The 26,335-nt window shown below is 65.4% G+C and carries 23 protein-coding genes; 5 read left to right on the forward strand and 18 right to left on the reverse strand.

Going from position 1 to position 26,335, the window contains the following annotated elements; translation table 11 throughout:
* Positions 1 to 55: 55 nt before the first annotated feature.
* The 3 genes from PanNE5_RS05750 to mdlC all read right to left on the reverse strand — a co-directional run bounded on the left by PanNE5_RS05750 (position 56) and on the right by mdlC (position 4,669).
* Complete coding sequence (locus PanNE5_RS05750; protein WP_261939393.1) at positions 56 to 1,423, reverse strand: MFS transporter; 1,368 nt, start codon at positions 1,421 to 1,423, stop codon at positions 56 to 58.
* Positions 1,424 to 1,517: 94 nt separating this feature from the next.
* Positions 1,518 to 2,987, reverse strand: a complete 1,470-nt coding sequence (locus tag PanNE5_RS05755; protein ID WP_261939394.1) for an aldehyde dehydrogenase — start codon at positions 2,985 to 2,987, stop codon at positions 1,518 to 1,520.
* A gap of 53 nt (positions 2,988 to 3,040) precedes the next feature.
* On the reverse strand, positions 3,041 to 4,669 hold the full coding sequence (gene mdlC / locus PanNE5_RS05760) for a benzoylformate decarboxylase (RefSeq protein WP_261939395.1): 1,629 nt from the start codon (positions 4,667 to 4,669) through the stop codon (positions 3,041 to 3,043).
* Positions 4,670 to 4,918: 249 nt separating this feature from the next.
* Here mdlC and PanNE5_RS05765 point away from each other — a divergent pair, with 249 nt between their 5' ends.
* On the forward strand, positions 4,919 to 5,824 hold the full coding sequence (locus PanNE5_RS05765) for a LysR family transcriptional regulator (protein ID WP_261939396.1): 906 nt from the start codon (positions 4,919 to 4,921) through the stop codon (positions 5,822 to 5,824).
* Between the two features lie 15 nt (positions 5,825 to 5,839).
* Here PanNE5_RS05765 and PanNE5_RS05770 read toward each other — a convergent pair whose 3' ends face one another.
* The 3 genes from PanNE5_RS05770 to PanNE5_RS05780 form a co-directional block, all read right to left on the reverse strand.
* Positions 5,840 to 6,538 carry a diphthine--ammonia ligase gene (locus PanNE5_RS05770; RefSeq protein ID WP_261939397.1) on the reverse strand — a complete coding sequence of 233 codons (699 nt, stop codon included), beginning with the start codon at positions 6,536 to 6,538 and terminating at the stop codon, positions 5,840 to 5,842.
* Positions 6,539 to 6,651: 113 nt separating this feature from the next.
* Positions 6,652 to 7,557, reverse strand: a complete 906-nt coding sequence (argB, locus tag PanNE5_RS05775) for an acetylglutamate kinase (RefSeq protein ID WP_150562090.1) — start codon at positions 7,555 to 7,557, stop codon at positions 6,652 to 6,654.
* Between the two features lie 663 nt (positions 7,558 to 8,220).
* Positions 8,221 to 8,748, reverse strand: a complete 528-nt coding sequence (locus PanNE5_RS05780) for a copper chaperone PCu(A)C (RefSeq protein WP_261939398.1) — start codon at positions 8,746 to 8,748, stop codon at positions 8,221 to 8,223.
* Positions 8,749 to 8,989: 241 nt separating this feature from the next.
* On the opposite strand from PanNE5_RS05780, the gene PanNE5_RS05785 reads away from it, so the two are divergent.
* Together PanNE5_RS05785 and PanNE5_RS05790 are read left to right on the forward strand one after the other, a co-directional pair.
* Entirely contained in the window at positions 8,990 to 10,258 is a 1,269-nt protein-coding gene (locus PanNE5_RS05785) for an ATP-binding protein (RefSeq protein ID WP_150562088.1), read from the forward strand.
* Complete coding sequence (locus tag PanNE5_RS05790) at positions 10,255 to 10,797, forward strand: response regulator transcription factor (RefSeq protein WP_017235115.1); 543 nt, start codon at positions 10,255 to 10,257, stop codon at positions 10,795 to 10,797. The genes PanNE5_RS05785 and PanNE5_RS05790 overlap by 4 nt, the downstream gene beginning before the upstream one ends.
* A 74-nt stretch (positions 10,798 to 10,871) precedes the next feature.
* On the opposite strand, the gene hslU is transcribed toward PanNE5_RS05790, so the two are convergent.
* The 7 genes from hslU to PanNE5_RS05825 form a co-directional block, all read right to left on the reverse strand.
* Positions 10,872 to 12,230: an ATP-dependent protease ATPase subunit HslU gene (gene hslU / locus PanNE5_RS05795; protein WP_017235116.1), complete on the reverse strand. Its 1,359-nt coding sequence runs from the start codon at positions 12,228 to 12,230 to the stop codon at positions 10,872 to 10,874.
* Positions 12,231 to 12,337: 107 nt separating this feature from the next.
* Positions 12,338 to 12,889, reverse strand: coding sequence for an ATP-dependent protease subunit HslV (gene hslV, locus PanNE5_RS05800; protein WP_017235117.1), 552 nt, complete (start codon positions 12,887 to 12,889; stop codon positions 12,338 to 12,340).
* 289 nt (positions 12,890 to 13,178) lie between these two features.
* Positions 13,179 to 15,368 (reverse strand): TonB-dependent receptor, encoded by a 2,190-nt coding sequence (locus PanNE5_RS05805; RefSeq protein ID WP_261939399.1) that lies wholly within the window; start codon positions 15,366 to 15,368, stop codon positions 13,179 to 13,181.
* 225 nt (positions 15,369 to 15,593) lie between these two features.
* The gene (locus tag PanNE5_RS05810) at positions 15,594 to 16,076 is read right to left on the reverse strand and encodes a hypothetical protein (RefSeq protein ID WP_157211529.1); all 483 of its coding nucleotides are present in this window, start codon (positions 16,074 to 16,076) and stop codon (positions 15,594 to 15,596) included.
* Between the two features lie 236 nt (positions 16,077 to 16,312).
* Entirely contained in the window at positions 16,313 to 16,732 is a 420-nt protein-coding gene (dksA, locus tag PanNE5_RS05815) for an RNA polymerase-binding protein DksA (protein WP_130027651.1), read from the reverse strand.
* A 390-nt stretch (positions 16,733 to 17,122) separates the two neighbouring features.
* Positions 17,123 to 18,190, reverse strand: coding sequence for a CobW family GTP-binding protein (locus PanNE5_RS05820; RefSeq protein WP_017235121.1), 1,068 nt, complete (start codon positions 18,188 to 18,190; stop codon positions 17,123 to 17,125).
* A gap of 91 nt (positions 18,191 to 18,281) precedes the next feature.
* Entirely contained in the window at positions 18,282 to 18,776 is a 495-nt protein-coding gene (locus PanNE5_RS05825; RefSeq protein ID WP_017235122.1) for a Fur family transcriptional regulator, read from the reverse strand.
* Positions 18,777 to 18,920: 144 nt separating this feature from the next.
* Here PanNE5_RS05825 and PanNE5_RS05830 point away from each other — a divergent pair, with 144 nt between their 5' ends.
* The gene (locus PanNE5_RS05830; RefSeq protein ID WP_261939400.1) at positions 18,921 to 19,796 is read left to right on the forward strand and encodes a DMT family transporter; all 876 of its coding nucleotides are present in this window, start codon (positions 18,921 to 18,923) and stop codon (positions 19,794 to 19,796) included.
* A gap of 19 nt (positions 19,797 to 19,815) precedes the next feature.
* On the opposite strand, the gene PanNE5_RS05835 is transcribed toward PanNE5_RS05830, so the two are convergent.
* The 5 genes from PanNE5_RS05835 to PanNE5_RS05855 form a co-directional block, all read right to left on the reverse strand.
* Positions 19,816 to 21,030 (reverse strand): class I SAM-dependent rRNA methyltransferase, encoded by a 1,215-nt coding sequence (locus PanNE5_RS05835; protein WP_026132182.1) that lies wholly within the window; start codon positions 21,028 to 21,030, stop codon positions 19,816 to 19,818.
* 120 nt (positions 21,031 to 21,150) lie between these two features.
* Positions 21,151 to 22,197, reverse strand: a complete 1,047-nt coding sequence (xerC, locus tag PanNE5_RS05840; protein ID WP_261939401.1) for a tyrosine recombinase XerC — start codon at positions 22,195 to 22,197, stop codon at positions 21,151 to 21,153.
* Between the two features lie 58 nt (positions 22,198 to 22,255).
* Positions 22,256 to 22,924 carry a DUF484 family protein gene (locus PanNE5_RS05845; RefSeq protein ID WP_130024549.1) on the reverse strand — a complete coding sequence of 223 codons (669 nt, stop codon included), beginning with the start codon at positions 22,922 to 22,924 and terminating at the stop codon, positions 22,256 to 22,258.
* A gap of 168 nt (positions 22,925 to 23,092) precedes the next feature.
* Complete coding sequence (gene dapF, locus PanNE5_RS05850; RefSeq protein WP_026132183.1) at positions 23,093 to 23,944, reverse strand: diaminopimelate epimerase; 852 nt, start codon at positions 23,942 to 23,944, stop codon at positions 23,093 to 23,095.
* Between the two features lie 43 nt (positions 23,945 to 23,987).
* The gene (locus PanNE5_RS05855) at positions 23,988 to 24,884 is read right to left on the reverse strand and encodes a lipid A biosynthesis lauroyl acyltransferase (protein ID WP_017235128.1); all 897 of its coding nucleotides are present in this window, start codon (positions 24,882 to 24,884) and stop codon (positions 23,988 to 23,990) included.
* Positions 24,885 to 25,072: 188 nt separating this feature from the next.
* Between PanNE5_RS05855 and metK the strand changes: the two genes are divergently transcribed.
* Positions 25,073 to 26,251 carry a methionine adenosyltransferase gene (gene metK, locus PanNE5_RS05860; protein WP_017235129.1) on the forward strand — a complete coding sequence of 393 codons (1,179 nt, stop codon included), beginning with the start codon at positions 25,073 to 25,075 and terminating at the stop codon, positions 26,249 to 26,251.
* Positions 26,252 to 26,335 lie beyond the last annotated feature (84 nt).

Raw genomic sequence — 26,335 nt, forward strand, 5'->3', positions numbered from 1 at the left:
TTCTTGATGACCTGACCGCGTCGCGAACGCCATCGACGTCTCTATGTCGTGGGCCTCACAGCACCCGGGCCTTCGTCTCCCGGACGAGGAACGTCGAGATCAGCGCCATCGCGGCGAGCACGAGGAAGTAGACGATGACCGGCCAGATGTGGCCATGGCTCCAGGCAAGCAGACTCGCCGCGATCATCGGTGCGAGTCCGCCCCCCAGCACGGTACCGATCTGCTTGCCGAGCGACACGCCCGAGAAGCGTACGCGCGTATCGAACAGTTCCGAGAAGAAGCTGCCTTCGGGACCGAACATCATCGGGTGAATCAGGCCCGCGCCGATCACGATGGCGAGCACGACCAGCGCCGTCTCCTTGCTGCCCATCATCAGGAAGAACGGATAGATGAAGATCGCCGTGGCAGCCAGCCCCAACAGGAACATCGGACGGCGGCCCAGCTTGTCGGAGAGCATGCCGAACGTCGGGATCGTCAGCATGGCGAGCAGGTTCGCGTACAACACGCCGTCAGCCATCATGCTGCGCGGCAAGCCGAGCGTCTTGGTGCCATACGACAGCGAGAAAATCGCGACCAGGTAAAAGAAGCTCGTCTCGGCCAGGCAGATGAAGAACGTGACGAGCGTCGGCCGCCAGTAATGCGTGAGCACTTCCACGACCGGCACTTTCGCGATGTCGCGATGCTGCTCCGCCGCCTTGAAGCTCGGCGACTCCTCGACTTTCAGGCGCACGTAGGTGCCCAGCGCCACGAGCAGCAGGCTCACGAGAAACGGCACGCGCCAGCCCCACGCGAGCAGATCCTTTTCGGGCAGGCGGGTAATCAGCACGATAGCGAGCGACGCGCCAACGATCGACGTCGGCCCGGCGGCCTGGATCAGTCCGCCGAACAGGCCGCGTAAGTGCGCGGGGGCCGCCTCGACGGTCATCAGCAACCCGCCGACCGACTCGCCACCGAGCGCAAATCCCTGCACGAAGCGCAGCGTCACGAGCATGATCGGCGCCCACATGCCGACCTGGTCGTAGGTCGGCAACAGACCGATCATCGTGGTGGCCACGCCCATCAGAATCAGCGTGAACAGCAGGATCGACTTGCGACCGATGCGGTCGCCGAAGTGTCCGAATACAATGCCGCCGATCGGCCGCGCGAGGAAGCCTACGGCGAACGTGGCGAATACGGCGATCATGCCGGTCATCGCGTCGAGCTGCGGGAAGAACAGCCGATCGAACACGATGGGCGCGAGAAAGCCGTAGACGAAAAAGTCATACCACTCGATGGCGGTACCGAAGCAACTAGCCGCCACTACGCGGCCGAAATTCGCCGTCGCGCCAGCGGTGTTCGCTTCAGGGTGGTGCGCGTCGCCGGCCTGGGTGTGGCCGGACGTGGCGCCGGCAGTCGCCGGCGCAGTCTCAAACGGTTGTGACACGGTTGTCTCCTCCGGCCGTCTGTTCCGGTGTCCCGGCTGCGGCGGTATGGTGGTCCTGCATGACATCATCGGTGCGCTGGCGACTGGACGTCGCTCAGAACGGGTAATGACGCGGGGTGGTCTGCACCGTCATCCAGCGCAGATCGGTAAATTCGTGAATGCCGGCTTTGCCGCCGAAACGTCCCCAGCCGCTCGACTTCACGCCGCCGAACGGCATCTGCGCTTCGTCGTGCACTGTGGGGCCATTGATGTGGCAGATGCCCGATTCGATGCGCTTGGCCACGCCCATCGCGCGGGCGATGTCGCGACTGAACACGGCGCACGACAGGCCATAGGCGTTGTCGTTGGCGCAGGCGATGGCGGCTTCGTCGTCCTTCACGCGCACAATGCCCTTGACCGGACCGAACGACTCTTCGCGGTAGATCTGCATGTCCGGCGTGACGTGATCGAGCAACGTCGCAGGCATGAGCGTGGTGTCGGCACGGCCGCCGCACAGCAGCGTTGCGCCCTTGGCAAGCGCATCGTCGATCAACGCATTGCAGCGCGCGACGGTCGCCATGTCGATCACCGAGCCCAGCACGACCGGGCCGTCGCGCGGATCGCCCAGCGGCAGTGCGCGCGCCTTGGCGGCAAGCTTGTCGACGAAGGCGTCGGCAATCGATTCCGCCACCACGATGCGCTCCGTCGACATGCAGATCTGGCCGGAGTTGGCGAACGCGCCGAACGCGACACCGTTGACGGCCGCGTCGAGATCGGCATCGTCGAGCACAAGACACGGCGCCTTGCCGCCCAGCTCCAGCACCGCCGGCTTGAGATGCTCGGCGCACAGCGTGGCGATGATGCGGCCGACGCGCGTCGAGCCGGTGAAGTTCACGCGACGCACCGCAGGCGCGGCGATCAGCGCTTCGACGATGGCGCCCGCGTCTTTCGGTGCATTCGTAATGAAGTTCACGACGCCCGGCGGCAGACCGGCTTCGTCGAGCGCATCGGCAATCAGGCCGTGCGTGGCCGGGCACAGCTCCGAGCCCTTGAAGACGACGGTGTTGCCGCAGGCGAGCGGCAGCGCGAGCGAGCGCACGCCAAGAATCACCGGCGCGTTCCACGGCGCGATGCCCAGCACTACGCCGGCGGCCTGACGCACGCCCATCGCGAGGCTGCCCGGCACATCCGAGGGGATGATCTCGCCGGCGATCTGCGTCGTCATGGCGGCGGCTTCGCGCAGCCCCTGCGCCGCCAGATGCACGTTGAAGCCGGCCCACAGACCTGACGCTCCCGTTTCCGCCGCCATGGCCGCCTGAAACGCCTCGATCTTCGCTTCGAGCCGGTCGGCGGCCTTCATCAACAGCGCGCGCCGTTCGCCGGGACCGGTGTTCGACCAGGCGGGGAACGCGTCCCACGCGGCGCGCACCGCGGCGCGGGCGTCGTCGACCGTGGCGGCGGGGGCGCGCGAGGCGACCTCGCCGTCCAGCGGATTGCGTCGCTCGAACGTGGCGCCGTGTGTGGCGCCGACGCGCTTGCCGGCGATCAACATCGTCAGCGCTTTGGGATCTTGCTGGGCTTGCATGGTGTTTTGTCTCCTGGCTCGGTAGTTCGTCTCGGGATGGCACGCGCCGTGCGTCACGTCACCACGATCTCGACAAGACGCGTCTCGCCGCTCGCGAGTGCCTGCGACAGGACGCCGTGCAACTCGCCGCCCTGCGCGACGCGTTGCGCGCGCACGCCCATGCCTTCGGCCAGACGCACGAAATCCAGATCGGGCAGATCGGTCCCCTGCACCGGATCGGTGGGGCCGAAGCCGAACGACGGCGCGAAGTCCTGCAACGCAGCGTAGCGCCGATTATTCAGGATAACGAACGTGATTGGCAGTCTGGCCTGCGCCGCGCTCCACAAGCCTTGAATCGAGTACATCGCGGAGCCATCGCCAATCAGGCCGATGACGCGCCGCCCGGGATGCGCCATCGCCACCCCGACGGCCGCGGGCAGCGAGTAGCCGAGACCGCCGCTGTTCATCGTGTAGAACGTGCCCGGCTGCGAGAACGGCAGGTATTGCTGCATGACAGAGCGTGCGCTCGGCGCCTCCTCGACGACGATGTCGTGCGCCGCGCGAACGCTCGCGAGCGTTTGCAGTGCGAAGGCCGTCGACATGCGCTCGCCTGCCGCGTTCGGCAGCGCCACCGGCGGCATGCTGCGCGGCGGCGGCAACGCGCGCTCGCCGGGGACCTCGCGCGCGAGCAAGGCTTCGACGCCAAGTCGCACGTTACCGACGACGGAGGCGCCGACCGGCGTCCACGCGGCCACGCCCGGATCTTCGATCAACTGGAACAGCGAAGCGCCCTCGGGCACGTGCGGCCCGGTCCCTTCCACGTGATACGTGAACGCCGGGGCGCCAATCACAAGAATCAGATCGTGACCGCCCAGCAGATCGACGATCTTCTCGCGCATCGGCGGCAGGAAGCCGGCAAACAGCCGGTGATCTTCCGGGAACGCGCAGCGCGCGGACATCGGTGCGGTGAAGACGCGCGCGTGATGCCGCTCGGCCAACGCGCGCACGGCATCGAACGCCCCCGCGCGGTCAATCGACGAGCCGACCACGAACACCGGACGCAAGCATGCATCGAGCGCCGCCCCCAGTTGGGCAAGTGCGAACGGATCGGGCTGCACCCGCGTGCTCACCTGACGCGGTGGCAACGCCTCGGCCGGCCGGTCCCAATCATCGACCGGAATGGAGGCGAAGACCGGCCCCTTCGGTTCCTGCATGGCGATGTGATAGGCGCGGGCCAGCGCCATCGGCACGTCTTCGGCGCGCGCCGGCTCCAGACTGAACTTGACGTACGGTTGCGGCAACTCGGTCGCACGCACCGACGCGAGGAACGGATCGAACGGGAGAATCGAGCGCGCCTGCTGTCCGGCCGTCACGATGAGCGGCGTCTGGTTCCTGTAGGCGGTAAAGATGTTGCCCATCGCGTTGCCGACACCGGCGGCCGAGTGCAGGTTGACGAACGCCGCGTTGCCGCTCGCCTGCGCATAACCATCGGCCATGCCGACAACGACGGCCTCCTGCAGGCCCAGCACGTACTCGAAGTCCGGCGGGAAGTCGCGGAACAGCGGCAGCTCAGTCGAACCGGGGTTGGCGAATACCTTTGTCATGCCATGGCGGCGCATCAGATCGATGACCACCTCGCGAACCGTCAGGGTTTGCGGGTCGCCGGCGCGTTGGCCGGCACGAAGTTCTCGGCTGTCTTTCATGGGGGCTGTCGTCTCCTGCCACCGTCGACGGGCGAACGCGTGACGGCGGGCGGTTGTCGTAGCTCGGGCCGCGCGATCAGGTGCGGGTCTCGGCGAGCGTTTCGACGAGTATAGGGAGTCGATATATGCACCGGAATTGCTTTTGCGTGCCGAAGTCATTACGATCTTGCATGGCTTATGCGTCGCCCTGCTGCCACGTTGCCGGAGCGGCGCTCGGTCTCGTTCCGACCTCTGGACTGCCCTCCCCCCATGAGCCTCAATCTCCAGCAATTGCGCGCTTTCACGACCATCGTCGAGACCGGCAGTCTCGGACGCGCCGCCACCGAGCTGCATCTCACGCAGCCCGCGCTGAGCCGTACCATCAAACGGCTCGAAGCCGATCTCGGCGCGCCGCTGTTCGAGCGTCACAGCAAGGGGATGGCCTTGACGGCATTCGGGCAAGCGTTGCTGCCGCACGCCATGTTGCTCGAGCGCGAAGCCGAGCATGCGCGTGAAGAAATCGATGCGCTGCGCGGGCTCGCGAAAGGCACGATCAAGGTCGGCGCGGTCGGCGCCATCGCCAGCCATGTGCTGCCGCTCGCGGTCGAGCGCGTGCTCGACCGCTGGCCGAACCTGCGCGTGGAAATCATCGAAGGGGTTTGGGACCGGCTCGCCCAGGGACTGATGCACCACGAGATCGATCTGGCGCTCTCGACCGTGGCCCCCGACACCGATGACATCGTCGCGATCTCCGACTGCCATTGGAAGGACGACAGTTATGTGGTCGCCGCGTGCGACCATCCGTTGCGCCAGCGCGGCACGCTCACACTGGCCGACACACTCGGGGAACGCTGGGCGATTCCGCCGCGCGGCACCGCGCCATACGCGCATGTGGAAAGCGTGTTCGCCTCGCATGGGCTGGCGTTGCCGAACATTGTCGTGGAGACGCGCTCCGTCCCGGTGCTCAAGAGCATGGTCGCGCGATGCGGCTTTCTGACGTGGATGCCCGAGCCGATGTATGACGTCGAAGCACGCGCGCGTGTGATGGACACCCTGCCGATCCCGACCGTTCACGCCACGCGCATGCTCACGGCCTTCCGCCGCCGTCAGGGGATCTTGCCAAGCCCCGCCGCCAAGCTGCTCGACGAACTGCGTCGGCTGACGGCGCCCGGCTGATGCCGTGGGCGCCGGTCAGCCGCCCGCTGCCACGATCTGCGCGCGGTGGTACGGCGTGCCGCCGTACTCTTTGGGGCCGTGAATCGTCTCGACACACTCGATGCGCCACGGCACCGGGCGCGTGAAGCGAGGGCCATCGTAGGCGAACGTGTGGAACTCGCCGTTCTCACCGCACGCGTCGACGTGCGCCGGCAGGTCCGCCAGCAGCGAGGCATCGTATTCGCGGCCGACGAATTCCGGCCCGAGGTGCCGACCGTCCACACAGACGATCACCGCCCGATAGCCCAGCGAGATGAATTCGTGCGCGAGTGTCAGGCGCTCGCGTTGCCACAGCGGCAATACGGCGGTCATGCCCGCCGCCGCGCAGACCTTCTCTTCCCAATCGCGATGCGGCTGCAAATCGATATCGCCGAACAAGCCGTGCGTGATGCCCTCGGCACGCATCGCCAGCAAGCGGGCGACGAACGCCGCCTCGTATTCGTGCCAGCCGGCATGGCCGACGTCGAGCGGGATGCCGAGTGCCTCGGCCTGCGACTGCATCAATTCACGCGGCAAACCATGCGAGCGCGAGCTGTCGCCCGTTTCGTCGAACATCGCAAGCAGACGACGCACCTCGTAGTGCGGCTCGCCGCGCGTGTCGCCAGACAATGCGTGATGCAGGGCAAGGCAGGAATCCTTGCCGCCGCTCCAGGAGAAAAAGGCGGGGGTAGGCATGCGGTCTCGCGAAGAAGGGGTCACACCAAAACAAAGCGGACCCCGCAGGGTCCGCCTTCGATACTCGGGGGGCCGGGCGATGTGGGCATCGTCACCGCCCCCACGCGTCGCACTCAGTGCGAGCGGATCATCGTGCCGAATGGCTGTTCCGTCAGGATTTCGAGCAGCACCGAATGCTCGATGCGGCCGTCGACGATGTGCACCGACTTCACGCCGCTCTTCGCAGCGTCGAGTGCCGACGAGATCTTCGGCAGCATGCCGCCCGAGATCGTGCCGTCGGCGAACAGGTCGTCGATCTCGCGCGCCGACAGGTCGGTCAGCAGATTGCCGTCCTTGTCCATCACGCCCGGAATGTTGGTCATCATCACCAACTTCTCGGCGCCCAACACCGTGGCGAGCTTGCCGGCCACGAGGTCGGCGTTGATGTTGTACGCCTGGCCATCTTCCCCAACGCCGATCGGCGAAATCACCGGGATGAAAGCGTCGTCTTGCAGCGCACGCACCACGGCCGGATTGATCGAGTCGACTTCACCGACGAAACCGATGTCGAGCAGCTCGCCGGCGTTTTCGCGATCCGGAATCAACATCTTGCGCGCGTTGATCAGGCCGCCGTCCTTGCCGGTGAGACCCACCGCCTGGCCGCCGTACTGGTTGATCAGCATGACGATGTCCTGCTGGACTTCGCCGCCGAGCACCCACTCAACCACTTCCATCGTCTCTTCGTCGGTCACGCGCATGCCCTGGACGAACGTGCCCTGCTTGCCGATCTTCTTGAGCGCCTGATCGATCTGCGGGCCGCCCCCATGCACCACCACCGGGTTGATGCCCACGAGCTTGAGAAGAATGACGTCGCGCGCGAAGCCTCGCTTCAGGCGCTCTTCGGTCATTGCGTTGCCGCCGTATTTAATCACCACGGTCTTGCCGTGATATTTGCGGATATACGGCATCGCCTCAGCCAGAACTTCGGCCTTGAGAGCAGGAGCGATGTCGTCGATGGAAGACGGTTGCAGATCGGACATGGCGGGAAGGTTTTTCGCAGGTGGACCAGAAACACGGCGAATTGTACAGCCAAGGCGCCCGGCCGTGCGGGGCTTTGACGGGATTCGACAGGGTCTGGGACTTGCGTCGGTCGATGCCCATGGCGACCCTTCGTCACATGCGGGGCGGCAACCGCAAATGCGGCGATTCTCGCCCCGTCAGCGGCGCAGGGCTGCGCGTACGTATCTCCCCTTTGGCCTCTCCATGCACGCCCGTCAGTGGCCGATTTTTACCGCGCCCCCTTTCGCCCCCGATTTACGCGCTGCGCCCCCCCCGCCAGAGGCCAGCCCCTGACAACGCCGCCGCTGTTGCAGTTGTGCAACTCGCTTCGCCGCGGGGCACCTGTCTATGCCCCGCCTGTCTTCGCGCGGCGCTGCTTGCGGCCGGTGTGGGAATCAACGGCACCGCCGCCGCCCGTGCGACGTCCGCCAACCTCACCAACCCCACCGACCTCGCGACCATTGCCAATCCCGACTGAGCCCTGCCGACGGCCCGGCACCTCGGGCGCGCCAGGCGCCGGTGACGGAGGCCGCCCCCCCGTGTAACGGGCGCCCACCCGGCCGCCGACACCCGCCGCGCCGCGAAACATCAGCTTCTGCCGGGTACCGAGCGTCTTGTTGGCCATGACCTGAACCGCCGGTGCTTTATTGACTATGGGCGGCGCCGTGCGCCATACCGGCCATACCGCTCATACCACTCATACCCCTCATGCCGGTGCCCGCAGGCCCGCTCGCCGTCAGGTCGAGCACAGGGATCTGAACCTGCTGCTCGGACATCTTGTGATCGGCGGATTCGAAGCGCAACGTGACCGGCACGGTGTCGCCCTTCTTGAGCGGCGTCTTCAGGTCGCTGAGCATGATGTGATAGCCGCCCGGCTTGAGCTGCACGGGCTGATTGGCCGGCAGCGGCAAACCGCTCGGCAGGGCGCGCATTTTCATGAGCGCGCCTTCGAGCTTCATTTCATGCACTTCGGCGTTTGCGGCGGCGGGGGTGCTCACGCCCACGAGCGTGGTCGCCCGAGGCGCCTGCAACGTCATGAAAATGCCGGTCGCACTCTGACCCGGCACGGTACCGCGTGCCCACGCGTCGGACACCGTCACCTGCCCCACCTGTGCGTAGGCCGAAGCCATGCTGAAACTCAGTGCGGCAACTGCCCATAGCTTGTGCTTCATGCAAACTCCTTATCGTTGTCGACGGAAGGCTTCCGCCCTGTATCGCATGAGAGGTTACGCGACACCCTGCCGCGCAAGACGTGGATGCTCATTGTAGTCGCGCCCCGCCACCCGCGGGAACGCGTTGCGTGATGCCGGTCATCGGCGCCTCATCGGTTCTTCATCGGCACCCATGCGGCAGAGTGTCGCAGCGCCCTGCGACGCGGGATAGCCCGTGACCCGGACTTGGTACACTTGTCGTATGACCCATTTCCCCATCGAGCGAGCCAACGTCGTTCAGCTCTTCTGGTTGCGCTGTCTGGCCATCGTCGGCCAGTTGGCGACGATCGGCGTTGTGCAACTCTGGCTCGGCGTGCGACTGCCGCTCGAGCCGATGCTCACCATCATCGCCCTCGAAGTGCTGTTCAACGTCCTCACGTGGGTGCGCGCGCGGCGGGGTATCGAGCGCGCCCGGCGCCGCACCGATCTGGACCTGATGAGCCAGTTGCTTGTCGATCTGGCCGCGCTCACGGCGCTGCTGTTCTTCTCGGGCGGCGCGACCAACCCGTTCGTCTCCCTCTTCCTGCCGGGCCTGGCGATCGCCGCCGCCGTGCTGCCATGGCGCAACGCGTCGCAACTGGCGCTGCTCTCGCTGGTCGCGTATGGCGCGCTGAACTTTCAGTACGTGCCGCTCGATCTGGCAGACCCGGGCAATCTGCTGCGCCTGCATCTGGCCGGCATGTGGGTCAACTTCGTGGTCAGCGTGCTCGTGATCGCGTGGTTCGTTTCGCGGATGTCGCGGGCCTTGCGCGCGCGCGACGCGCAACTCGCCCGCGCTGAACAGCGGTTGCTGCGCGACGAGCGGATGGCCGCTCTCGGCGCTCAGGCCGCGAGCGTGGCACACGAACTCGGCACCCCGCTCTCGACCATGGCCGTGGTCGTCGGCGAACTGCGCAGCGAGAGCCTGGGCAATGCCGCGTTGAAGCCCTACGAGCCGGATCTGCAGACGCTTGAACAACAAATCGCGCTGTGCAAGAGCGCCATCGGCCACGTGCAGACGCGTGCGGCGGCACCGGTGCGGCAGGCGTTGGCCGAATGGTTGCCGGCGTTCACCACGCAATGGCGCTTACGGCATCCGCAAGTCCAGTTCCAGATGCACGTGCCGCCGAAGTTGACCGCGCGCATCGAAGACACCGTGCAAGTTGGCCAGATCCTGACCATCGTGCTCGATAACGCCGCGTATTTCAGCCCGTCGTCGGTCACCCTCGACGTGGCGGTCACGCCTGACGACATCCGCTTCACGGTCTGCGACGAAGGCCCCGGCATGACCACTGAGCTGCGTACCCGGCTGGGAAATTCACCCGTCATGAGTACGCACGGCGGACAAGGCATGGGCCTGTATCTGGCCTTTGCCAGTGCCCAGCGTCTCGGCGGCGACATCGTCCTCACCCCCAACACGCCGCAAGGCACGCGCGCCGAGCTGCGCCTGCCGATGGCCACTTTCCTCTTCGGCTCGCGGAGTCAGACATGAACGCCTCCCACTTCCTTCTTATCGACGACGACGTCGTTTTCGCCGAAACGCTCGCCCGCGCGCTGACGCGGCGCGGCTACGACGTGCAGATCGCCGCCGACAGTGCCGCGGCGCTGCTCGCGGCGCGCACGCGCCAGTTCGACCTGATCTCGGTCGACCTCCATCTGGGTCACGACTCGGGACTGCCGCTCATCGCGCCATTGCGCGCGTTGCAACCGAAATCACGCATGCTGGTGCTCACCGGCTACGCGAGCATTGCGACGGCGGTGCAAGCCGTCAAGGATGGCGCCGACAACTACCTGGCCAAGCCGGCCAACGCCGACACCATCCTCGCATCGCTGCGCAGCGATGCGAGCGAGACCCAGGCCGACGAAGCCATCGAAAACCCCTCGCCGCTGTCGGTCGCGCGCCTCGAATGGGAGCACATTCAACGCGTGCTCACCGAGCACAACGGCAACATCTCCGCCACGGCACGCGCGCTGAACATGCATCGGCGCACGCTGCAGCGCAAACTGCTCAAGCGTCCGGTGAAGCAGTAACGCCCATCGTCAAATCGTCAAACGCAAAAAAGGCCCCGAGGGGCCTTTTTCACATTGCAGCGAACGTCACGCCATCACAGCACGTAGCGCGACAGATCTTCGTTCTGCGCCACTTCCTCGAGGAAGCGATTGACGTAGCCGGCGTCGATCGACACTACTTCGTTCGCCTGCTTGCCGGCGTTGTACGAGATGTCCTCGAGCAGCTTTTCGATGACGGTGTACAGACGTCGCGCCCCGATGTTTTCCGTCTTCTCGTTCACAGAGAAAGCGATTTCCGCGAGCCGCTTGATGCCGTCCGGCGCGAAGTCGAGCGTCACGTCTTCCGTGGCGAGCAAGGCCTGATACTGCTTCACGAGGCTGGCATCCGTCTGCGTGAGGATCGCTTCGAAATCCTGGACCGACAGCGATTCGAGTTCGACGCGAATCGGGAAGCGGCCCTGCAGTTCCGGAATCAGATCGCTCGGCTTGGCCAGATGGAACGCCCCGCTCGCGATGAACAGAATGTGATCCGTCTTGATCATGCCGAACTTCGTGCTCACGGTCGTGCCTTCCACGAGCGGCAGCAGGTCGCGCTGCACGCCCTGACGCGACACGTCGCCGCCACCCACTTCGCTGCGCGTGGCGATCTTGTCGATTTCGTCGAGGAACACGATGCCGTTCTGCTCGACGTTGCGCAAGGCCAGTTGCTTGACCTCCTCGTCGTTGAGCATCTTCGACGCTTCTTCGTCGGTCAGCACCTTGAGCGCGTCCTTGATCTTGAGCTTCTGGCGCTTCTTGCGCTGGTTGCCCAGATTCGCGAACATGCCCTTGATCTGCTCGGTCATCTCTTCCATGCCCGGCGGGCCCATGATCTCCATGCCCTGCGCCGGAATTTCCACTTCCAATTCGACTTCCTTGTCGTCGAGCTGACCTTCGCGCAGACGTTTGCGGAACGTCTGGCGCGTGGCGTTATCCTCGCTGCTGGCCTCGACCTCGTGCGACGCCGAACCGAAACGGATGTCGCGCGACGACTCGCGCCCGCTCGGCAGCAACAGATCGAGAATGCGATCCTCGGCGCGATCTTCCGCCGTGGTGCGCACCTTCTTCATTTCAGCTTCACGCGTCTGCTTGATCGCGATTTCCGCGAGGTCGCGCACGATGCTGTCCACGTCGCGCCCCACGTAGCCGACTTCGGTGAACTTGGTCGCCTCGACCTTGATGAATGGCGCGTCGGCCAGCTTGGCCAAACGGCGCGCGATTTCGGTCTTGCCGACACCGGTCGGACCGATCATCAGAATGTTCTTCGGCGTGATTTCCTGACGCAGGGGATCGGCCACCTGCTGACGGCGCCAGCGGTTGCGCAACGCCACCGCGACGGCCTTCTTGGCCTTGTGCTGGCCGATGATGTGTTTGTCGAGTTCGGAAACGATCTCTGAGGGGGTCATATGGGTCATGACGTTCGCCAAATTAGGGGGTTCGCACGGAGGGTGACGTCCGGCCGGTCACCTGCCGACCGGCCAATCGTGCCGCAGGAGGGAGGCCCGCTGCGGCACGCGCGTCGTCACTGCGCTGCCTTCGGGGGCAGCGCCTCGATGATGTGATTGCCGTTGGTGTAGATGCACATTTCGCCCGCGATCGTCAGCGCCTTCTTGACGACTTCCGCCGGCGTCAGGTCCGTGTTCTCGACCAGCGCGCGGGCGGCCGCCTGGGCGTACGATCCGCCCGAACCGATCGCGGCAACGCCACCCTCCGGATCGAGCACATCGCCGTTGCCGGTGATGACCAGCGTGGTCTCGGCATCGGCGACGATCATCATCGCTTCGAGCCGGCGCAGCATGCGGTCGGTACGCCAATCCTTGGCCAGTTCCACCGCCGAGCGCGTCAAATGCCCCTGGTGCTTCTGGAGCTTCGCCTCGAAACGATCGAGCAGCGAGAAGGCATCGGCCGTCGCACCCGCGAAGCCAACCATGACCTTGCCGTCGTAAATCGTGCGCACCTTGCGGGCGGTGCCCTTCATCACGATATTGCCGAGGGTGACCTGACCGTCGCCGCCAAGCGCGACCTGATCGCCGCGCCGAACGCAGACGATGGTGGTGCCGTGATATTGCTCCATGCCTGTTCCTTTTCGGGGGGCGACGTGCGCCCCGTAACGATTGGCCCGGCCGCGCGCGCCACACAATCGTGACGACGTGCCCGACCGGGCGAGATGTCACTGTAGTTTAGGGCAATCGAAAGAATATCAAGAGGCGTCGACGGCAACACGCCCGCCCTGCTTGACGCCCTCGAGGCGATGTCGCACAACGTGGCATGGATCGTGAAATTCGCGCGGCAATGCGCCGCGCGAATCGCCTACTGCGAGGAAATTTCTCGGAAATTACTCCGTTTTTGCGGCACGATCCCGCTCAAAACGTGGTGCGCAAACCCACGCGAACCGAGCGCCCCCCCTGCGGCGCAATGTCGCGCAGCACCGAGCTGGCCAAACGTACCTCCTGGTTGGTCAGGTTCTCTCCCTTCAAGTACGCCAGCCACTGCGCGCCACCCGCCTTGAACTGATAGGTGAGCGCCGCACCGAGCGTGGTGTAGCCACGGGTCGTCAGATCGTTGGCAGGCACGCGGCCTTGAGGACTCGCGTGCACCATTTCCAGTCGCGCGCCCCAGTGACCCAACGCATAGGCAAGCGCCGCTGTCAGACGCAATGGTGCGATGCGCGGCAGCGGTTCGCCCGTCTCGCGGTTGCGCGCGATCGTGTAGTCGCCGCGCAGTTCGAGATCGAGGTTGCCGTGACCGCGCCAAAGGCGCGCACGGCCTTCGGCTTCCATTCCGTAGAGGTCGGCTGGCACACCCGCGTACTGATAGACCGGCAAACTCTGGCCGCCCTCATCGATCGTGCGCCCCGTATTGTTGAGTGCGATGAAGTTGTTGAAGCGGCTGTAGAAGAGACCGACGCTGGCCTTGTTCGGGCCCTGTACATAGCGTAGCGACAGGTCCGTCGAAAACGCCTTTTCAATCGCGGCCTGCGGACTGCCGATTTCCCAGACCCCGGTCGCCAGGTGCGGGCCGTTCGCATACAGCTCATAGAACGTGGGCGCGCGCTCGGTGTACGAGGTGTTGAGCGCGACCGACCACGCGGGGGCCAATGCGAAGACCGCACCCGCCGACACGCTGCCCGGCGTGAAGTCGCGCGACGGCAGATTGTCGAAGCGTTCATTACCGCCCGCCGTCGGCTTGACGCTCGAGTGCTCGATGCGCGCGCCGAACGAGAGCTTGATCGCCGGATGCATCGCCCACTCTTCGAGGGCAAACAGCGCGACATTGCGCGTGTCGCTCTTCGGCACAAAGGCCTCTTCACCTAGCGCTGAGAAGGTGTTCTGCGAGAACTGCACGCCCACGGCGCCGTCGAGTGGCCCGAGCTTCGCGTGACGCGCTTCGATACGGCCTTCGTAGCCGTGATTCTTGAAGGTCGTTCCCGTCTCGCCGTTTTCGATTTCCTTGTGCTCGTAATCGGTGTAGCCAAAGTTGAACTTGAGAGCGGTGATCGGGCCGCTCAGGTCGCGGATCTCGCTGGCCAACGCCAAACGCTGCTGCCGCAGCCGAATGCGTGTGTCCGCCTCGGCCACGGTGCCGTAATCCGAGTCGTAACCGGAGTACGACAGGCCCGTATAGCCGTCGGCCCACGTCCACGACGCACCGACAGCCGCGCCACTCACCTGCCCCTGGCTGTTGGGCAAGGTGCCCGACGGTTGCGGCGTGTTCTCGTCATCGCGGGCGCGTTGTTGCGCCGAACGGGCGAAGCCGGGAATGCGCAGGTCCGCGCTTTTTCGGGCGAAGCCGTCAACGTGGAACGCGAACTCGCCGTTGCCGAATTCAAGTTGCGCGGCCCCGGCACGCTCGCGGTTCGCACCGCCATAGCTGAAGTCCGTCGCACCGGAAATGCCGGTGATGGATTCTCGCGGAATGCGGTTGTCAATGGAGTTGATCACGCCGCCGACCGCATTGCCGCCGTAGAGCAGTGCCGCAGGGCCCCGCACGACTTCTACGCGTTCGATCGTCAGCGGATCCTGCGCCACGGCGTGATCGTAGGATAGCGACGAGGCGTCGAGCGCCGCCGTGCCGTTCTGCAACACGCGAATGCGGTCGCCGTCGAGGCCACGAATGATGGGGCGACTGACGTTCGGGCCGTACGATGTGGCCGACACGCCCGGCAGCCCGTCAAGCGTCTCGCCCAACGTGCCTGCACGGCGCAACGCCAGCGCCTTCCCGTCGAGTTCGGTAAGTGGCACGGTCAAGTCGGCAGCGGCGCGCCCAAGCGGATTGCCGGTCACGAAGGTGGTTGGCAACGTCACTTCAGGCCTCGCCGGGACGGCAGCGGCAGACGTTGCTTCCAAGGGTGCATCGGACACATCGGCCGCCTGCACGGACGCGCTTGCCGCAGCGAGCGCGCTGAACGTCAGCGCTGCGGCGAGCGGGCGCGGCGAGTTCACGGGCCACGGGCGGCGTGCCCGGCGGGAAGCCGAAGGGGCCTCGATGGGGAAAGCGGGGGCTAGCAAGGGCGTCGCGCGCTCACGCGCGGCGTTCAAAGCAGAAAGTGCCATGTCGGTATCGGGTGTGTTGGGTCGGTGCGCGGGAGCCTCGTCAACGGGCTCCCGAGGATTCCGGGCCTCGGCGCGAACGAAGCCCCGCCGCGTCGGCGATGATGGGCCGACGAGCGTGCAGCCGCCGCCATCGCGGGCCCGAAGGCTGCGAGGGTCGGCACGGACAGTGGCAGGGATTCGCGCAGTCAGCGCGGAGAAGTTCGAATGGCGCGAATACGCGTGGCGTCAGATCGCGAGCGGCGGTGCGCGGGAGTCGAACGGTCGTCGGTGAACGCTCGGGTGACGGCGCCCGGTCGCGCGCTGGGGGAGGCTCGCGATGACGGTATCGCTTCCCCACGACAGGACGGCCACGGCCATGGCCGCGGCCAGCGTGGCGCCTTCGAACAGATGGCAATGGTGGTGGGAGTTGCCGAAATCGACGGACACCGTGCCGACCGCTTGGGCGCGACCGTCTGCGGCCATCGCGAGATCCGCACCTCCCGCCTCGTCCGGATCATTCGCCTCGCCCGCCGCTGACCGGCTCGCATCTGCCGAAACCGGCGGCACGCCGGACAACCTTCGGGCATGCAGAATTTCGTGTTGCAGCCCCCAGATCTGTACGCCGATCAGCGCAACGATGAGCCACGCGACCCAACCGCTTCGCCCACACCCCACCCGCGTGCGCAAACGCGCGCGCCAAAAGCGAGAAGCGGATTCGATAGACGGCATAGGCGGCCACAATTGCAACTGAGTTGCAATTGTGGCATAAAGTTGGCTCGACGGCGAGCGTCAGCAAGCGTTGCGTGCAAGCCACAGTTCCGGGAGGAACGGGCCGCGGTCGACCGGACGACGTCAAAAAACGGCAACAAAAAAGGCACGTCGAGACGACGTGCCTTTGGCAAACCGGGCGCCGACGGACCTGACCTGCCGCCACCGCGCGGCGTCGGGCCGGTTGTGCGATGCGATCAGTCGCCGAACAGCTTCTGACGCAATTCGCGACGCTCTTGCGCTTCGAGCGACAGGGTGGCGGTCGGGCGGGCGAGCAGACGCGGAACGCCGATCGGCTCTCCGGTTTCTTCGCACCAGCCATATTCGCCCGATTCGATGCGAGCGAGCGACTGTTGCACCTTCTTCAGCAGCTTGCGTTCACGATCGCGGGTACGCAGCTCAAGCGCGTGCTCCTCTTCAATCGTGGCGCGGTCGGCCGGATCCGGGACGAGAATGGTTTCGCGCAGGTTCTCGGTGGTTTGACCGGCGTTACGCAAAATGTCAGCCTGCAGGTTTTCCAGACGATCCTTGAAGAAGGCGAGTTGATCTTCATTCATGTAGTCCTTCTCGCCCATCTTCAGAATTTCGGCCTCGGTCAAAAGTCTTTTCTTGCTCATGGGTTTTTGTGGCGTCTCTTTCGGATAGTCCGGTGACGCCCCTGCAGCGAGTGGGACGTCTTGCTTACCGGCGATGCCGCGGGCGGCTTCTTGGGTTACGTTCCTACCGGACGATTTGGGCGCCCCGTGCTTGGCGGCGGCCTTTTCGCCCGTCTTCGAATTACCTGCTGGAGCCCGCTTGGCGCCCGCTTCCGACGCCGGCTCTGACCGGCGCGTGGGGCCTGCGGTGGCAGTCTTGCGAGAGGCGGTAGCCATGGCGGTGCTCCCCTGCCGGCCCTCCGAAGTGCCGCGTTGGTTCGCTGGCGGCAGCCCCAGTGGGCACGTATTGTAACCGAATCGTTCAACAGCCCTGATTAAGGGGTTTCCCGTTGCACGGTTCGCCGGTCCCGCTCAGACCAGACAGCGCTCCAGCCCTTGCAGGATGATCTCTTTCGGCAGCTCGGCACCAATAAACACCATCTTGGTGTTCGGCGTCTCATCGGGCTGCCATTTCGCGCCCACGTCGCTGCCCATCATCTGGTGAACGCCCTGGAACACGACCCGGCGGTCGATGCCACGCATGTTTAATACACCTTTATAACGCAATAAGCGTTCGCCGTACACCTGTAGGATGCTCCCGAGGAAATCCTCCAGCTTCGCCGGATCGAAGGCTTTCTCGCTGCGAAAGACAAACGATTTGATGGCGTCGTCGTGGTGGGCATGGGCGTGACCGTGGTCGTGCCCCTCGTGCGCGCACTGGTCATGATCGTGATCGCAGTGCGAGTGATCGTGATCATGGCTGTGATCGTGATCGTGCGCGTGGTCGTCGGCGCCCAGGAATTCCGGATCGATGTCGAGCTTGTCGTTCAGGTTGAAGCCGTGAAGGTCGAAGATCTGCTTGAGCTCGGCCTGGCCGAAGTCGACTTCCTGCTGCGGCGCGCGCGGATTCATGTGCGCGAGGCGATGCTTCAGGTCGTCCAGCGCCTCGGGCGTGACCAGATCGGCTTTGGTGATGAACAGGCGATCGGCAAACCCCACCTGGCGCTGCACCACTTCGTGCTGATCGAGCTGCTGCTGGGCGTGCTTCGCGTCGACCAGCGTGATGATGGCGTCGAGCCGGTAGGTGTCGGCCACCTCGTCGTCGATGAAGAAGGTTTGCGCCACCGGGCCGGGGTTGGCCAGGCCGGTCGTCTCGATGACCACGCGGTCGAACTGGATCGCACCCGCGTCGCGCTGGCTGTTCAGGTCGGACAGCGCCTTCACCAGGTCGCCACGAATCGTACAGCAGATGCAGCCGTTGCTCATCTGTACGATCTGCTCGGCGTTGTCGTGCACGAGGATGTCGTTATCGATGTTCTCTTCACCGAATTCATTTTCGATGACGGCGATCTTCATGCCATGCGCCTCGGTCAGGATGCGCTTGAGCAGCGTGGTTTTTCCGCTGCCGAGAAAGCCGGTCAGGATGGTGACGGGGGTCATGAATGCTATGTCCTGTTGTAATGCGGCGTACTCGACGCCGTCTCAATGTCGCCCACTGTACCCGAGGTAACGAAAAGCGGCTGGGGACGCGTCAGTTGGGGGCGCCCGCGCACTGTGCGCAAGTGCCATGAATCATCAGCTCGACCTGTTCGCCCACGAAACCCTTGGGCAGGCGCTTGAGTTCGCGCTCACTCAATTGGGGATGCTGGGGCCAATCGTCAAGACAGAAGGTCCGGTGGCAGCGTACGCAACGAAAATGTCCGTGTTGCGTATGCGGACGCGGCGATGCCGCACGCTGCGGGTCGACATGCTCGGCCATGACGAAGCGGAAGATTCGGTCGTCACCGGCCTGCTTGATGGCCCAGCCCTGCGCGACCAGCCAATCGAGCACGCGGTAGGCCGTTACGCGGTCGAGCGGATCGGCGTCGGTGGCCAGATCGGCCAGCACTTCCTGGTGCGTGAGCGGACGGCCCGCCTTGAGCAGCATCGCCAGCACGCGCACGCGTCCAGAGGTCACGCGGCCCGATTGCTCTTGCAAGCTCGTACGGGCGGCTTCCAGATAAGGTTGTAGTTGAATAAGGCTCATAAATCGATTTAAGCACAGCACCGCCAGCACTGCAACGGAGTTGCAAAAGTAGGCATTTCCCGAGCCCTGAAGGCCGCCGACCGAATCTGTCCGGAGGTGAACGGGCAATGCGTCATACAATTGACGCAAAAAACACCGCTCACCATGTCGCTCACCGCTCTCGCCCTCGTTGTTACCGCCGCATTCCTGCATGCCACCTGGAATTTCCTCGCCAAGCGCATCGACACGCGCGAAGGCGGGGGCCCGCAGCTCGTCTTCCTCTATGCGCTGCTGACCGTCGTGCTGTACACGCCGCTGGCGATGTTTTTCCTGATCGGTTCAAACGCCAGTTGGCCGAATGCGCTGGGTTGGGGCGTGATCGCCACGAGCGCCATGCTGCACTACGGCTACACGCTAGTCCTGCAGCGCGGCTACCGGGTGGGCGACCTGTCGGTCGTCTATCCGCTCGCACGGGGCACCGGGCCATTGCTGTCGTCGCTGGGCGCCATCGTGCTGCTGGGGGAACGCCCGGGCTGGCTGGCGCTTTTCGGGATCGGGCTGGTGGTCGTCGGCGTGCTGATCATCGCCGGGGGCGAGCGCCTGTTCCGGCGCGACACCATGCACGCGGGCGCGGGCTGGGGCGTGCTGACCGGCGGATTCATCGCAGCGTATACGCTGGCCGACGCCTACGCCATCCGCACCCTGCTGCTTGCACCGCTCGTCTATTACTACCTGGAGAATGTGCTGCGAGTCGTGCTCTCGGCACCGATGGCGTGCTCGCGTCCCGCCCGCATGGTCATGGTGTGGCAGGCGAACTGGCGCAAGATCGTGCTGATCTCGCTTATCTCGCCGATGTCCTACTTCCTGATCCTGACGGCGCTCAAGTACGCGCCGGTGTCGCACGTCGCCCCAGCGCGGGAGATGTCGATGATGATTGCCGCGCTGTTGGGCGTGCGGCTGCTGGGCGAAGGGGAGATGCACCGCCGCGTGGGCGGTGCCGTGTTGATCGCGCTGGGCGTGGTCGCACTGACACTGGGTTGACGCCCACAGAAGCGAGCGCTTACATACGCTGCAACCAAAGCCCCTTGAGATATTCGCCTTCGGGGAACTGGGTGAGCATGGGGTGATCCATGCCCGCCGACAGGCGCCGCAGAATGCGGGCGTCCACGCCGGCATCCACGGCCGCGCCCGCCACGATCTTCTGGAACAGATCGGCATCGATCGCGCCTGAGCACGAGTACGTCAGCAGCTGGCCGCCCGGGCGCAGCAGCTTGAAACCGGCCAGATTGATGTCCTTGTACGCCCGTGCGGCACGCTCCACGTGATGGGCCGACGGTGCGAACTTGGGCGGATCGAGCACGATCATGTCGAACAGGCGCCCCTCTTCGCGCAACGCGCGCAGGGTCTTGAAGACATCGGCGTCGCGCCATTCGGCGCGCGCGGCGTCGAAACCGTTGAGTTCGACATTGCGCGCGCCGATGGCCAACGCGTCGCCCGACGAGTCGATGGACAACACGCTCTGCGCCCCGCCCGCCAGCGCCGCCAGCGAAAAGCCCCCGGTATAGCAGAAGCAGTTGAGCACGTCGCGGCCCTTGGCCTGCTGCTTCACCAGCAGACGATTGTCGCGCTGATCGACATAGAAGCCGGTCTTGTGCCCGTTGCGCACGTCGACGTAATACTTCACGCCACACTCGTACGTCGTGAGCAAGTCGGGCGCCTGGGGCGGCTCAGCCCCCGCCAGCACGCCAGTGAGGCTCGGCAGACCTTCGCGCTCGCGCACGGCGGCGTCGGAGCGCTCGTAGACATTGGGGCAGCCGGTCGCGCCGACGAGGGCATTCACGATCGCGTCTTTCCAGACTTCCACGCCCGCCGCCATGAACTGGCAAACGATCTGGTCCGTCACCGGCGCACCGGGCGCGGACTGATAACGGTCGACGATCAGACCCGGCAGGCCGTCGGCCTCGCCGAAGATCAGGCGGGTCGCCCCGGTGTCGTGCACCATCTGCTCGCGATAAGCGAGGGCGGCGGTCACGCGACGCTTGAAGAACGCATGATCGACCGGCTCGTTTTCATCGAACGTCCACACGCGTGCGCGGATGGCCGAGACCGGGCTGAAGGCGGCGCGAGCGAGAAATCGCCCGTCGGCGGCGCGCACCACGACCGTCGCGCCGGAAGCCGGTTTGCCGTCCACGCGTGCCACGGCGGTGGCGTAAATCCAGGGGTGACGGCGCAGCAAGGACTTTTCTTTGCCGGGCTTGAGGGTCAAGGTATTCATGCGGGACGGACCAACGGTTGACGACGGGGTGACGGCAAGTCATCCAGCAGACGGAGAACATGCGGGACTTGCTGAGGAAGGACGCGATTCTACACCGAGTCGCGCCGCCCACCGCAACGCTCAGGGCTTCTTGCGCGAGCGCGGATGCGCCTGATCGTAAACCTTCGCGAGATGCTGGAAGTCGAGCTTCGTGTAGATCTGTGTCGTCGAAATATTGCTGTGCCCCAACATCTCCTGCACGGCGCGAAGATCGCCGGACGATTGCAGGACGTGCGTGGCGAACGAGTGACGCAGCATGTGCGGGTGCACGTGTGTCGGCAGCCCGGCCGCCAGCGCGTGGCGCGACAGCCCCTGCTGCACCGCGCGCGCGCCGATGCGCTTGCCGCGCGCCGACAGGAACAGCGCATGCGGCTCAGCCGTTGCCAGTTCTGCCCGCATGTCCAGCCAACCGGCCAGCGCCTGCGCCGCTTTCTCGCCCACGGGCACGCGGCGTCGCTTGTTCCCCTTGCCGGTCACGACCACCTCGCGTTCGGGCAAATCAAGCCAGCTCACGGAACGGTAGCCCTCGGCCTCGACGTAGCGATGATCGAGGCTCGTGAGTTCCGACAGGCGCAGGCCAGACGAGTACAGCAGCTCGAACATCGCCCGATTGCGCACGGCCTCGGCCGACGTGCCGGAGACGAACTCGACGAGCGCCGATGCCTGATCCGGCGACAGCGCTTTCGGCAACGGCTTGGGTTGTTTCGGCGCGCGCACGCCGTCGACGGGATTGGCCGCCAGCGACGTGCGCTGGGCAAGCCACGCGAAGTAGCCTCGCCAGGCGGAGAGCTTGCGGGCGATGGAGCGGCCGACGAGGCCCTCGCTGTGCAACTGCATGGCGAAGCGGCGAATGTCTCCATGCTCCAGCGATTCGAGCGGGCGGCCGCGCGCCAAACGCTGCAACTGGCGCAAGTCGCGCGTGTAGTTTTCCAGGGTGAGCTCGGCGAGCTTGCGCTCGCTGGCGAGCGACGTCAGGTAGTGGCGGATGCCCGGTTCGAGCGGCGTCTCGTCGTCCGACGCCTCTGCGTGCGCCCCGGGCTTGCGCGCGCGTTCCGGCGCGGCGCGCCCGGCGCGCGCCTTGGGCGTGGCCACGCTGGCAGGACGCGGCGATCGGGTCGAGGTGACCATAAGGCGTGGTGAAAGGTGCCGTCAGCGCGTCAGTCCGCCCGGGCGCCGGCGACGCGCATCAATCGTTCGCGCGCAGCTTGCTGAGCGCCGCGCCGGCCAGTTCCCCGATCTGCGTCAGGAAGTCGGTCGCCATGCCTTCATGGAAACGGCGGGCGTCTTCCGAGCCCATGACCAGCAGGCCGAAGACCGGCCCATCCGTGACTTGCGGGTCACGCAGCGCGAGCAGCGCCACCGACGCCGGATCGCTCGGCGCGCCGAGCCATGTCACGGCTTCGAAACCGGTGTTGGCACCGCAATAGGGAGTCGCCAGGCTCGAGGCGAAGATCTTGACCTCTTCGCTCACGCTGCGGGCGAACTCGGCCGGTTGGTACGGCGCGGCCACGTTCCACACACGAACGGCCGCAAAGGGGACGTTGAAAACGTCGCGCAGGCCGCGGGCAATCGCGTCGGGCAACGCGTGCGGATCGCGCTCGCCGAGCAGGCCGAGGTTCCAGCGATGCAGCTTGGCCGAGATGTCGTCGTTCTCGTGCCCGTAGCGCATCAATTCGGCGAGGCGTCGCTCGATCTGCTTGGTCTTTTCGCGCTGCATCTCGATCTGGCGCTCTTGCAGCGACACGGCGCGCTGGCCGTGCGGGCTGGTGAGCCGCACGCCGGCCAGCAATTCGGCATGGCGTTCGAAGAAGTCGGGATGCGCGATCAGGTATTCCGCAATATCTCGGTCGTTCATGAGTGTCCGTCTGCTGTTCGTCAACTGCCGCCGACCGCCGCTGCGCACGAGGCACAACGGTGGCGCACGGCCGCCTGGGTCGCTAAATCAGAGTCCGTCAGAAACCAAAATCTTACTGTGCTGCGCCCGCGGCCTGCCCGCGCGGAACACCGGGACCGACGTTTGGCGTCAGATCTCGATCGTCCCTTCGAAGACCGTGGTGGCGGGTCCCGTCATGATGACGGGACCGCTTGCGCCGTCCCAGTCGATGGTGAGCGTGCCGCCGTGCGTTTCGATGGCCACGGGCGCGGCCAGCAGCCCGCGGCGGATGCCTGCCACTGCCGCCGCGCATGCGCCGGTGCCGCAGGCGAGCGTCTCGCCCGCACCGCGCTCGTACACGCGCAGACGCGCCTGATGCTTGTCCACCACCTGCAGGAAGCCCGCATTCACGCGGCGCGGGAAGCGCGCATGACGCTCGATCAGCGGGCCGTCCGTTTCCACCGGCGCGGTATCGACGTTCTCCACCACCTGCACGGCATGCGGATTGCCCATCGAGACCACGGAAATCCACGTCGTCTTGCCGGCCACGTCGAGCGGCCAGAGCGTGTCGTCGCCCTCGCGACGACCTGCCAGCCCGCTGGCGTCGAACGGCACATCCGACGCCGTGAGGATCGGCGCGCCCATGTCCACGCTGACCTGGCCGTCGTCGCGCATCGTGAGCGTGATCAAGCCCTGCTGCACCTCGACGCGCACCGTGCGCTTGTCGGTCAACCCCGTGTCGCGCACGAACTTGACGAAGCAGCGCGCCCCATTGCCACAATGCTCCACCTCACCGCCGTCGGCGTTGAAGATGCGATAGCGGAAGTCAACGCCAGGCTGCGTCGAGCGTTCGACGAGCAGGAGCTGGTCTGCGCCGACGCCGAAATGGCGGTCGGCGAGCGCCCGCCACTGGTCGGGCGTGAAATCGATGGATTGCGAGATGCCGTCGATCACGACGAAGTCGTTGCCGGCACCCTGCATCTTGGTGAATTTGAGCTTCATGGCGCTATTGTAGTGGAGAAGGCCGACGCGCATCCGGCGCCTGTCAGTACACGCTTGGCTCGCCGGGCGGGCGCGTCTTGAAGCGCTTGTGCACCCAGTAGTACTGCTCCGGCATCTTCAGGATTTGTTCTTCGAGGAACGCGTTCATCCGGCGCGCGTCGGCGTCGGGGTCGCCGCTGGGATAGTTTTCCCACACCGGGAAGACCTTGAGGCGGTAGCCCTTGTAGTTGGGCAGCACCTCGCCGATGAACGGCAGGATCTGGGCCCGGCCGACTTCGGCCAGACGGGACACGGACGTCAGCGTACAAGTGTTCACGCCGAAGAACGGCACAAACGTGGAGTTCCGCGCGCCATAGTCCATGTCGGCCGCCAGCATGACCGGCTTGCCCTTTCGGAACATGCGCAGCACATCGCGGGCACTGTCGCCGCGCGCGATCATTTCCGCGTCGAAACGACCGCGCTGCTCGCGGGCCATGGCGTCGAACGCCGGGTTGGACATCGGCGTGTAGAGCGACGCGCACGGCCGGTGCAGCGAATAGTTGATGAACACCGAGCCCGCCTCGATGCCCACGAAGTGGAACCCGAGCAGGATCGTCGGTGGCATATTCGGGTCGAGCAGGTCGACCGCCGAGTCGAGTTCGATCAGCCGCTCCAGCTTCTTGCCGTCGGCGAACCATTGCACGCTGCGCTCCGCGTAGCTGCGAATGGCATGCACGAACGACGCCTTGGCCACGCGCTCACGCGTCGCCTCGTCCCAATGCGGGAAACACAGCCGCAAATTGGTGTGCACAACGCGCTTTCGCGAGCTGGGAATCAGGTACAACAGGTGCCCGAGACCCGCGCCAAAGCGCGCGACCCAGCCATAGGGCAGCAGGTTGAGCCCGCGCAGCAGGCCAACGCTCAGGTAGTAGCCGAGGGATTTCTTGGGTGTGGTTGCCATGTCGCAAGCAGGATTTCTTCAGGGGCGTATAATAAGCGACATCGCCGAGTTAACTGACAACTTGCGGGGCGATTCGAATGTGCCACCCTATCGAGGCAGCGCATACGACCAATTTTCCGCTAAAGCGTCGCCGCTTCCCCTCCGATGACGGCAACGTGAGTCGCCAAATTCGTTTAGAGGAGCCAGAAGTGGCGAACGATTATCTCTTTACTTCCGAATCGGTCTCCGAAGGTCACCCGGACAAGGTAGCCGACCAGATTTCGGATGCCGTGCTCGACGCCATCCTGAAGCAAGACAAGTACGCGCGCGTTGCCGCAGAAACGCTGTGCAACACGGGTCTCGTCGTGCTCGCGGGTGAAATCACCACGACCGCCACGGTCGACTATCAGCAAGTCGCGCGCGAGACCATCCGCCGCATCGGCTACGACAACACCGACTACGGTATCGACTACAAGGGTTGCGCGGTGCTGGTCGCCTACGACCGCCAGTCGCCGGACATCGCCCAGGGCGTGGACCGTGCGCATGACGACAACCTCGATCAGGGCGCCGGCGACCAGGGCCTGATGTTCGGCTACGCCTGCGACGAAACGCCGGAACTCATGCCGCTGCCGATCTATCTGTCGCACCGCCTGGTCGAGCGCCAGTCGCAAGTGCGCCGTGACGGTCGTCTGCCCTGGCTGCGCCCGGATGCCAAGTCGCAAGTCACCATCAAGTACGAAAACGGCCGTCCGCACAGCATCGACACCGTCGTGCTCTCGACGCAGCACCATCCGGACATCGCGCTGGAAGCCCTGCGCGAAGCCGTCATCGAAGAAGTCATCAAGCCGGTGCTGCCGGCCGACCTGATCAAGGGCGACATCAAGTTCCTGGTGAACCCGACCGGTCGCTTCGTGATCGGTGGCCCGCAGGGCGACGCCGGCCTCACGGGCCGCAAGATCATCGTCGACACGTACGGCGGCGCCGCACCGCACGGCGGTGGCGCGTTCTCGGGCAAGGATCCGTCGAAGGTCGATCGCTCGGCCGCCTACGCGGGCCGCTATGTCGCGAAGAACATCGTGGCGGCCGGTCTCGCCTCGAAGTGCGTGATCCAGGTCTCGTACGCCATCGGCGTGGCGCGACCGACGTCGGTCATGGTCAACACGTTCGGCACGGGCAAGATCAGCGATCAGCGTATCGCCGAGTTGGTCGAGAAGCACTTCGACCTGCGTCCTAAGGGCATCATCCAGATGCTCGACCTGCTGCGTCCGATCTACGAGAAGACCGCCGCCTACGGTCACTTCGGCCGTGAAGAGCCGGAATTCTCGTGGGAAGCGACCGACCGCGCCGACATCCTGTTGGCCGACGCCGGCCTGCGCGCGGTGGCCTGATCCGGCATCGCTAGCGTGGTGCCCGCCGGTCTCGACCGGCGAGCACCCAACAAAACCCCCGCTCGGGTCGAACCGGCGGGGGTT

It is taken from the genome of Pandoraea sp. NE5, from assembly GCF_024363545.1.
Taxonomy (GTDB): domain Bacteria; phylum Pseudomonadota; class Gammaproteobacteria; order Burkholderiales; family Burkholderiaceae; genus Pandoraea; species Pandoraea cepalis.

Coding starts and splice junctions, on each gene's coding strand:
- PanNE5_RS05765 (WP_261939396.1), top strand. CDS start 4,919: ATGAGCCTCAATCTCCAGCAATTGCGCGCTTTCACGACCATCGTCGAG.
- hslV (WP_017235117.1), bottom strand. CDS start 12,889: ATGGAGCAATATCACGGCACCACCATCGTCTGCGTTCGGCGCGGCGAT.
- argB (WP_150562090.1), bottom strand. CDS start 7,557: ATGTCCGATCTGCAACCGTCTTCCATCGACGACATCGCTCCTGCTCTC.
- PanNE5_RS05780 (WP_261939398.1), bottom strand. CDS start 8,748: ATGAAGCACAAGCTATGGGCAGTTGCCGCACTGAGTTTCAGCATGGCT.
- dksA (WP_130027651.1), bottom strand. CDS start 16,732: ATGAGCAAGAAAAGACTTTTGACCGAGGCCGAAATTCTGAAGATGGGC.
- dapF (WP_026132183.1), bottom strand. CDS start 23,944: ATGAAGCTCAAATTCACCAAGATGCAGGGTGCCGGCAACGACTTCGTC.
- PanNE5_RS05835 (WP_026132182.1), bottom strand. CDS start 21,030: ATGAATACCTTGACCCTCAAGCCCGGCAAAGAAAAGTCCTTGCTGCGC.
- xerC (WP_261939401.1), bottom strand. CDS start 22,197: ATGGTCACCTCGACCCGATCGCCGCGTCCTGCCAGCGTGGCCACGCCC.
- PanNE5_RS05820 (WP_017235121.1), bottom strand. CDS start 18,190: ATGACCCCCGTCACCATCCTGACCGGCTTTCTCGGCAGCGGAAAAACC.
- PanNE5_RS05810 (WP_157211529.1), bottom strand. CDS start 16,076: ATGCCGTCTATCGAATCCGCTTCTCGCTTTTGGCGCGCGCGTTTGCGC.
- PanNE5_RS05790 (WP_017235115.1), top strand. CDS start 10,255: ATGAACGCCTCCCACTTCCTTCTTATCGACGACGACGTCGTTTTCGCC.
- hslU (WP_017235116.1), bottom strand. CDS start 12,230: ATGACCCATATGACCCCCTCAGAGATCGTTTCCGAACTCGACAAACAC.
- PanNE5_RS05845 (WP_130024549.1), bottom strand. CDS start 22,924: ATGAACGACCGAGATATTGCGGAATACCTGATCGCGCATCCCGACTTC.
- PanNE5_RS05755 (WP_261939394.1), bottom strand. CDS start 2,987: ATGCAAGCCCAGCAAGATCCCAAAGCGCTGACGATGTTGATCGCCGGC.
- PanNE5_RS05770 (WP_261939397.1), bottom strand. CDS start 6,538: ATGCCTACCCCCGCCTTTTTCTCCTGGAGCGGCGGCAAGGATTCCTGC.
- PanNE5_RS05805 (WP_261939399.1), bottom strand. CDS start 15,368: ATGGCACTTTCTGCTTTGAACGCCGCGCGTGAGCGCGCGACGCCCTTG.
- PanNE5_RS05825 (WP_017235122.1), bottom strand. CDS start 18,776: ATGAGCCTTATTCAACTACAACCTTATCTGGAAGCCGCCCGTACGAGC.
- mdlC (WP_261939395.1), bottom strand. CDS start 4,669: ATGAAAGACAGCCGAGAACTTCGTGCCGGCCAACGCGCCGGCGACCCG.
- PanNE5_RS05855 (WP_017235128.1), bottom strand. CDS start 24,884: ATGGCAACCACACCCAAGAAATCCCTCGGCTACTACCTGAGCGTTGGC.
- PanNE5_RS05785 (WP_150562088.1), top strand. CDS start 8,990: ATGACCCATTTCCCCATCGAGCGAGCCAACGTCGTTCAGCTCTTCTGG.
- PanNE5_RS05830 (WP_261939400.1), top strand. CDS start 18,921: ATGTCGCTCACCGCTCTCGCCCTCGTTGTTACCGCCGCATTCCTGCAT.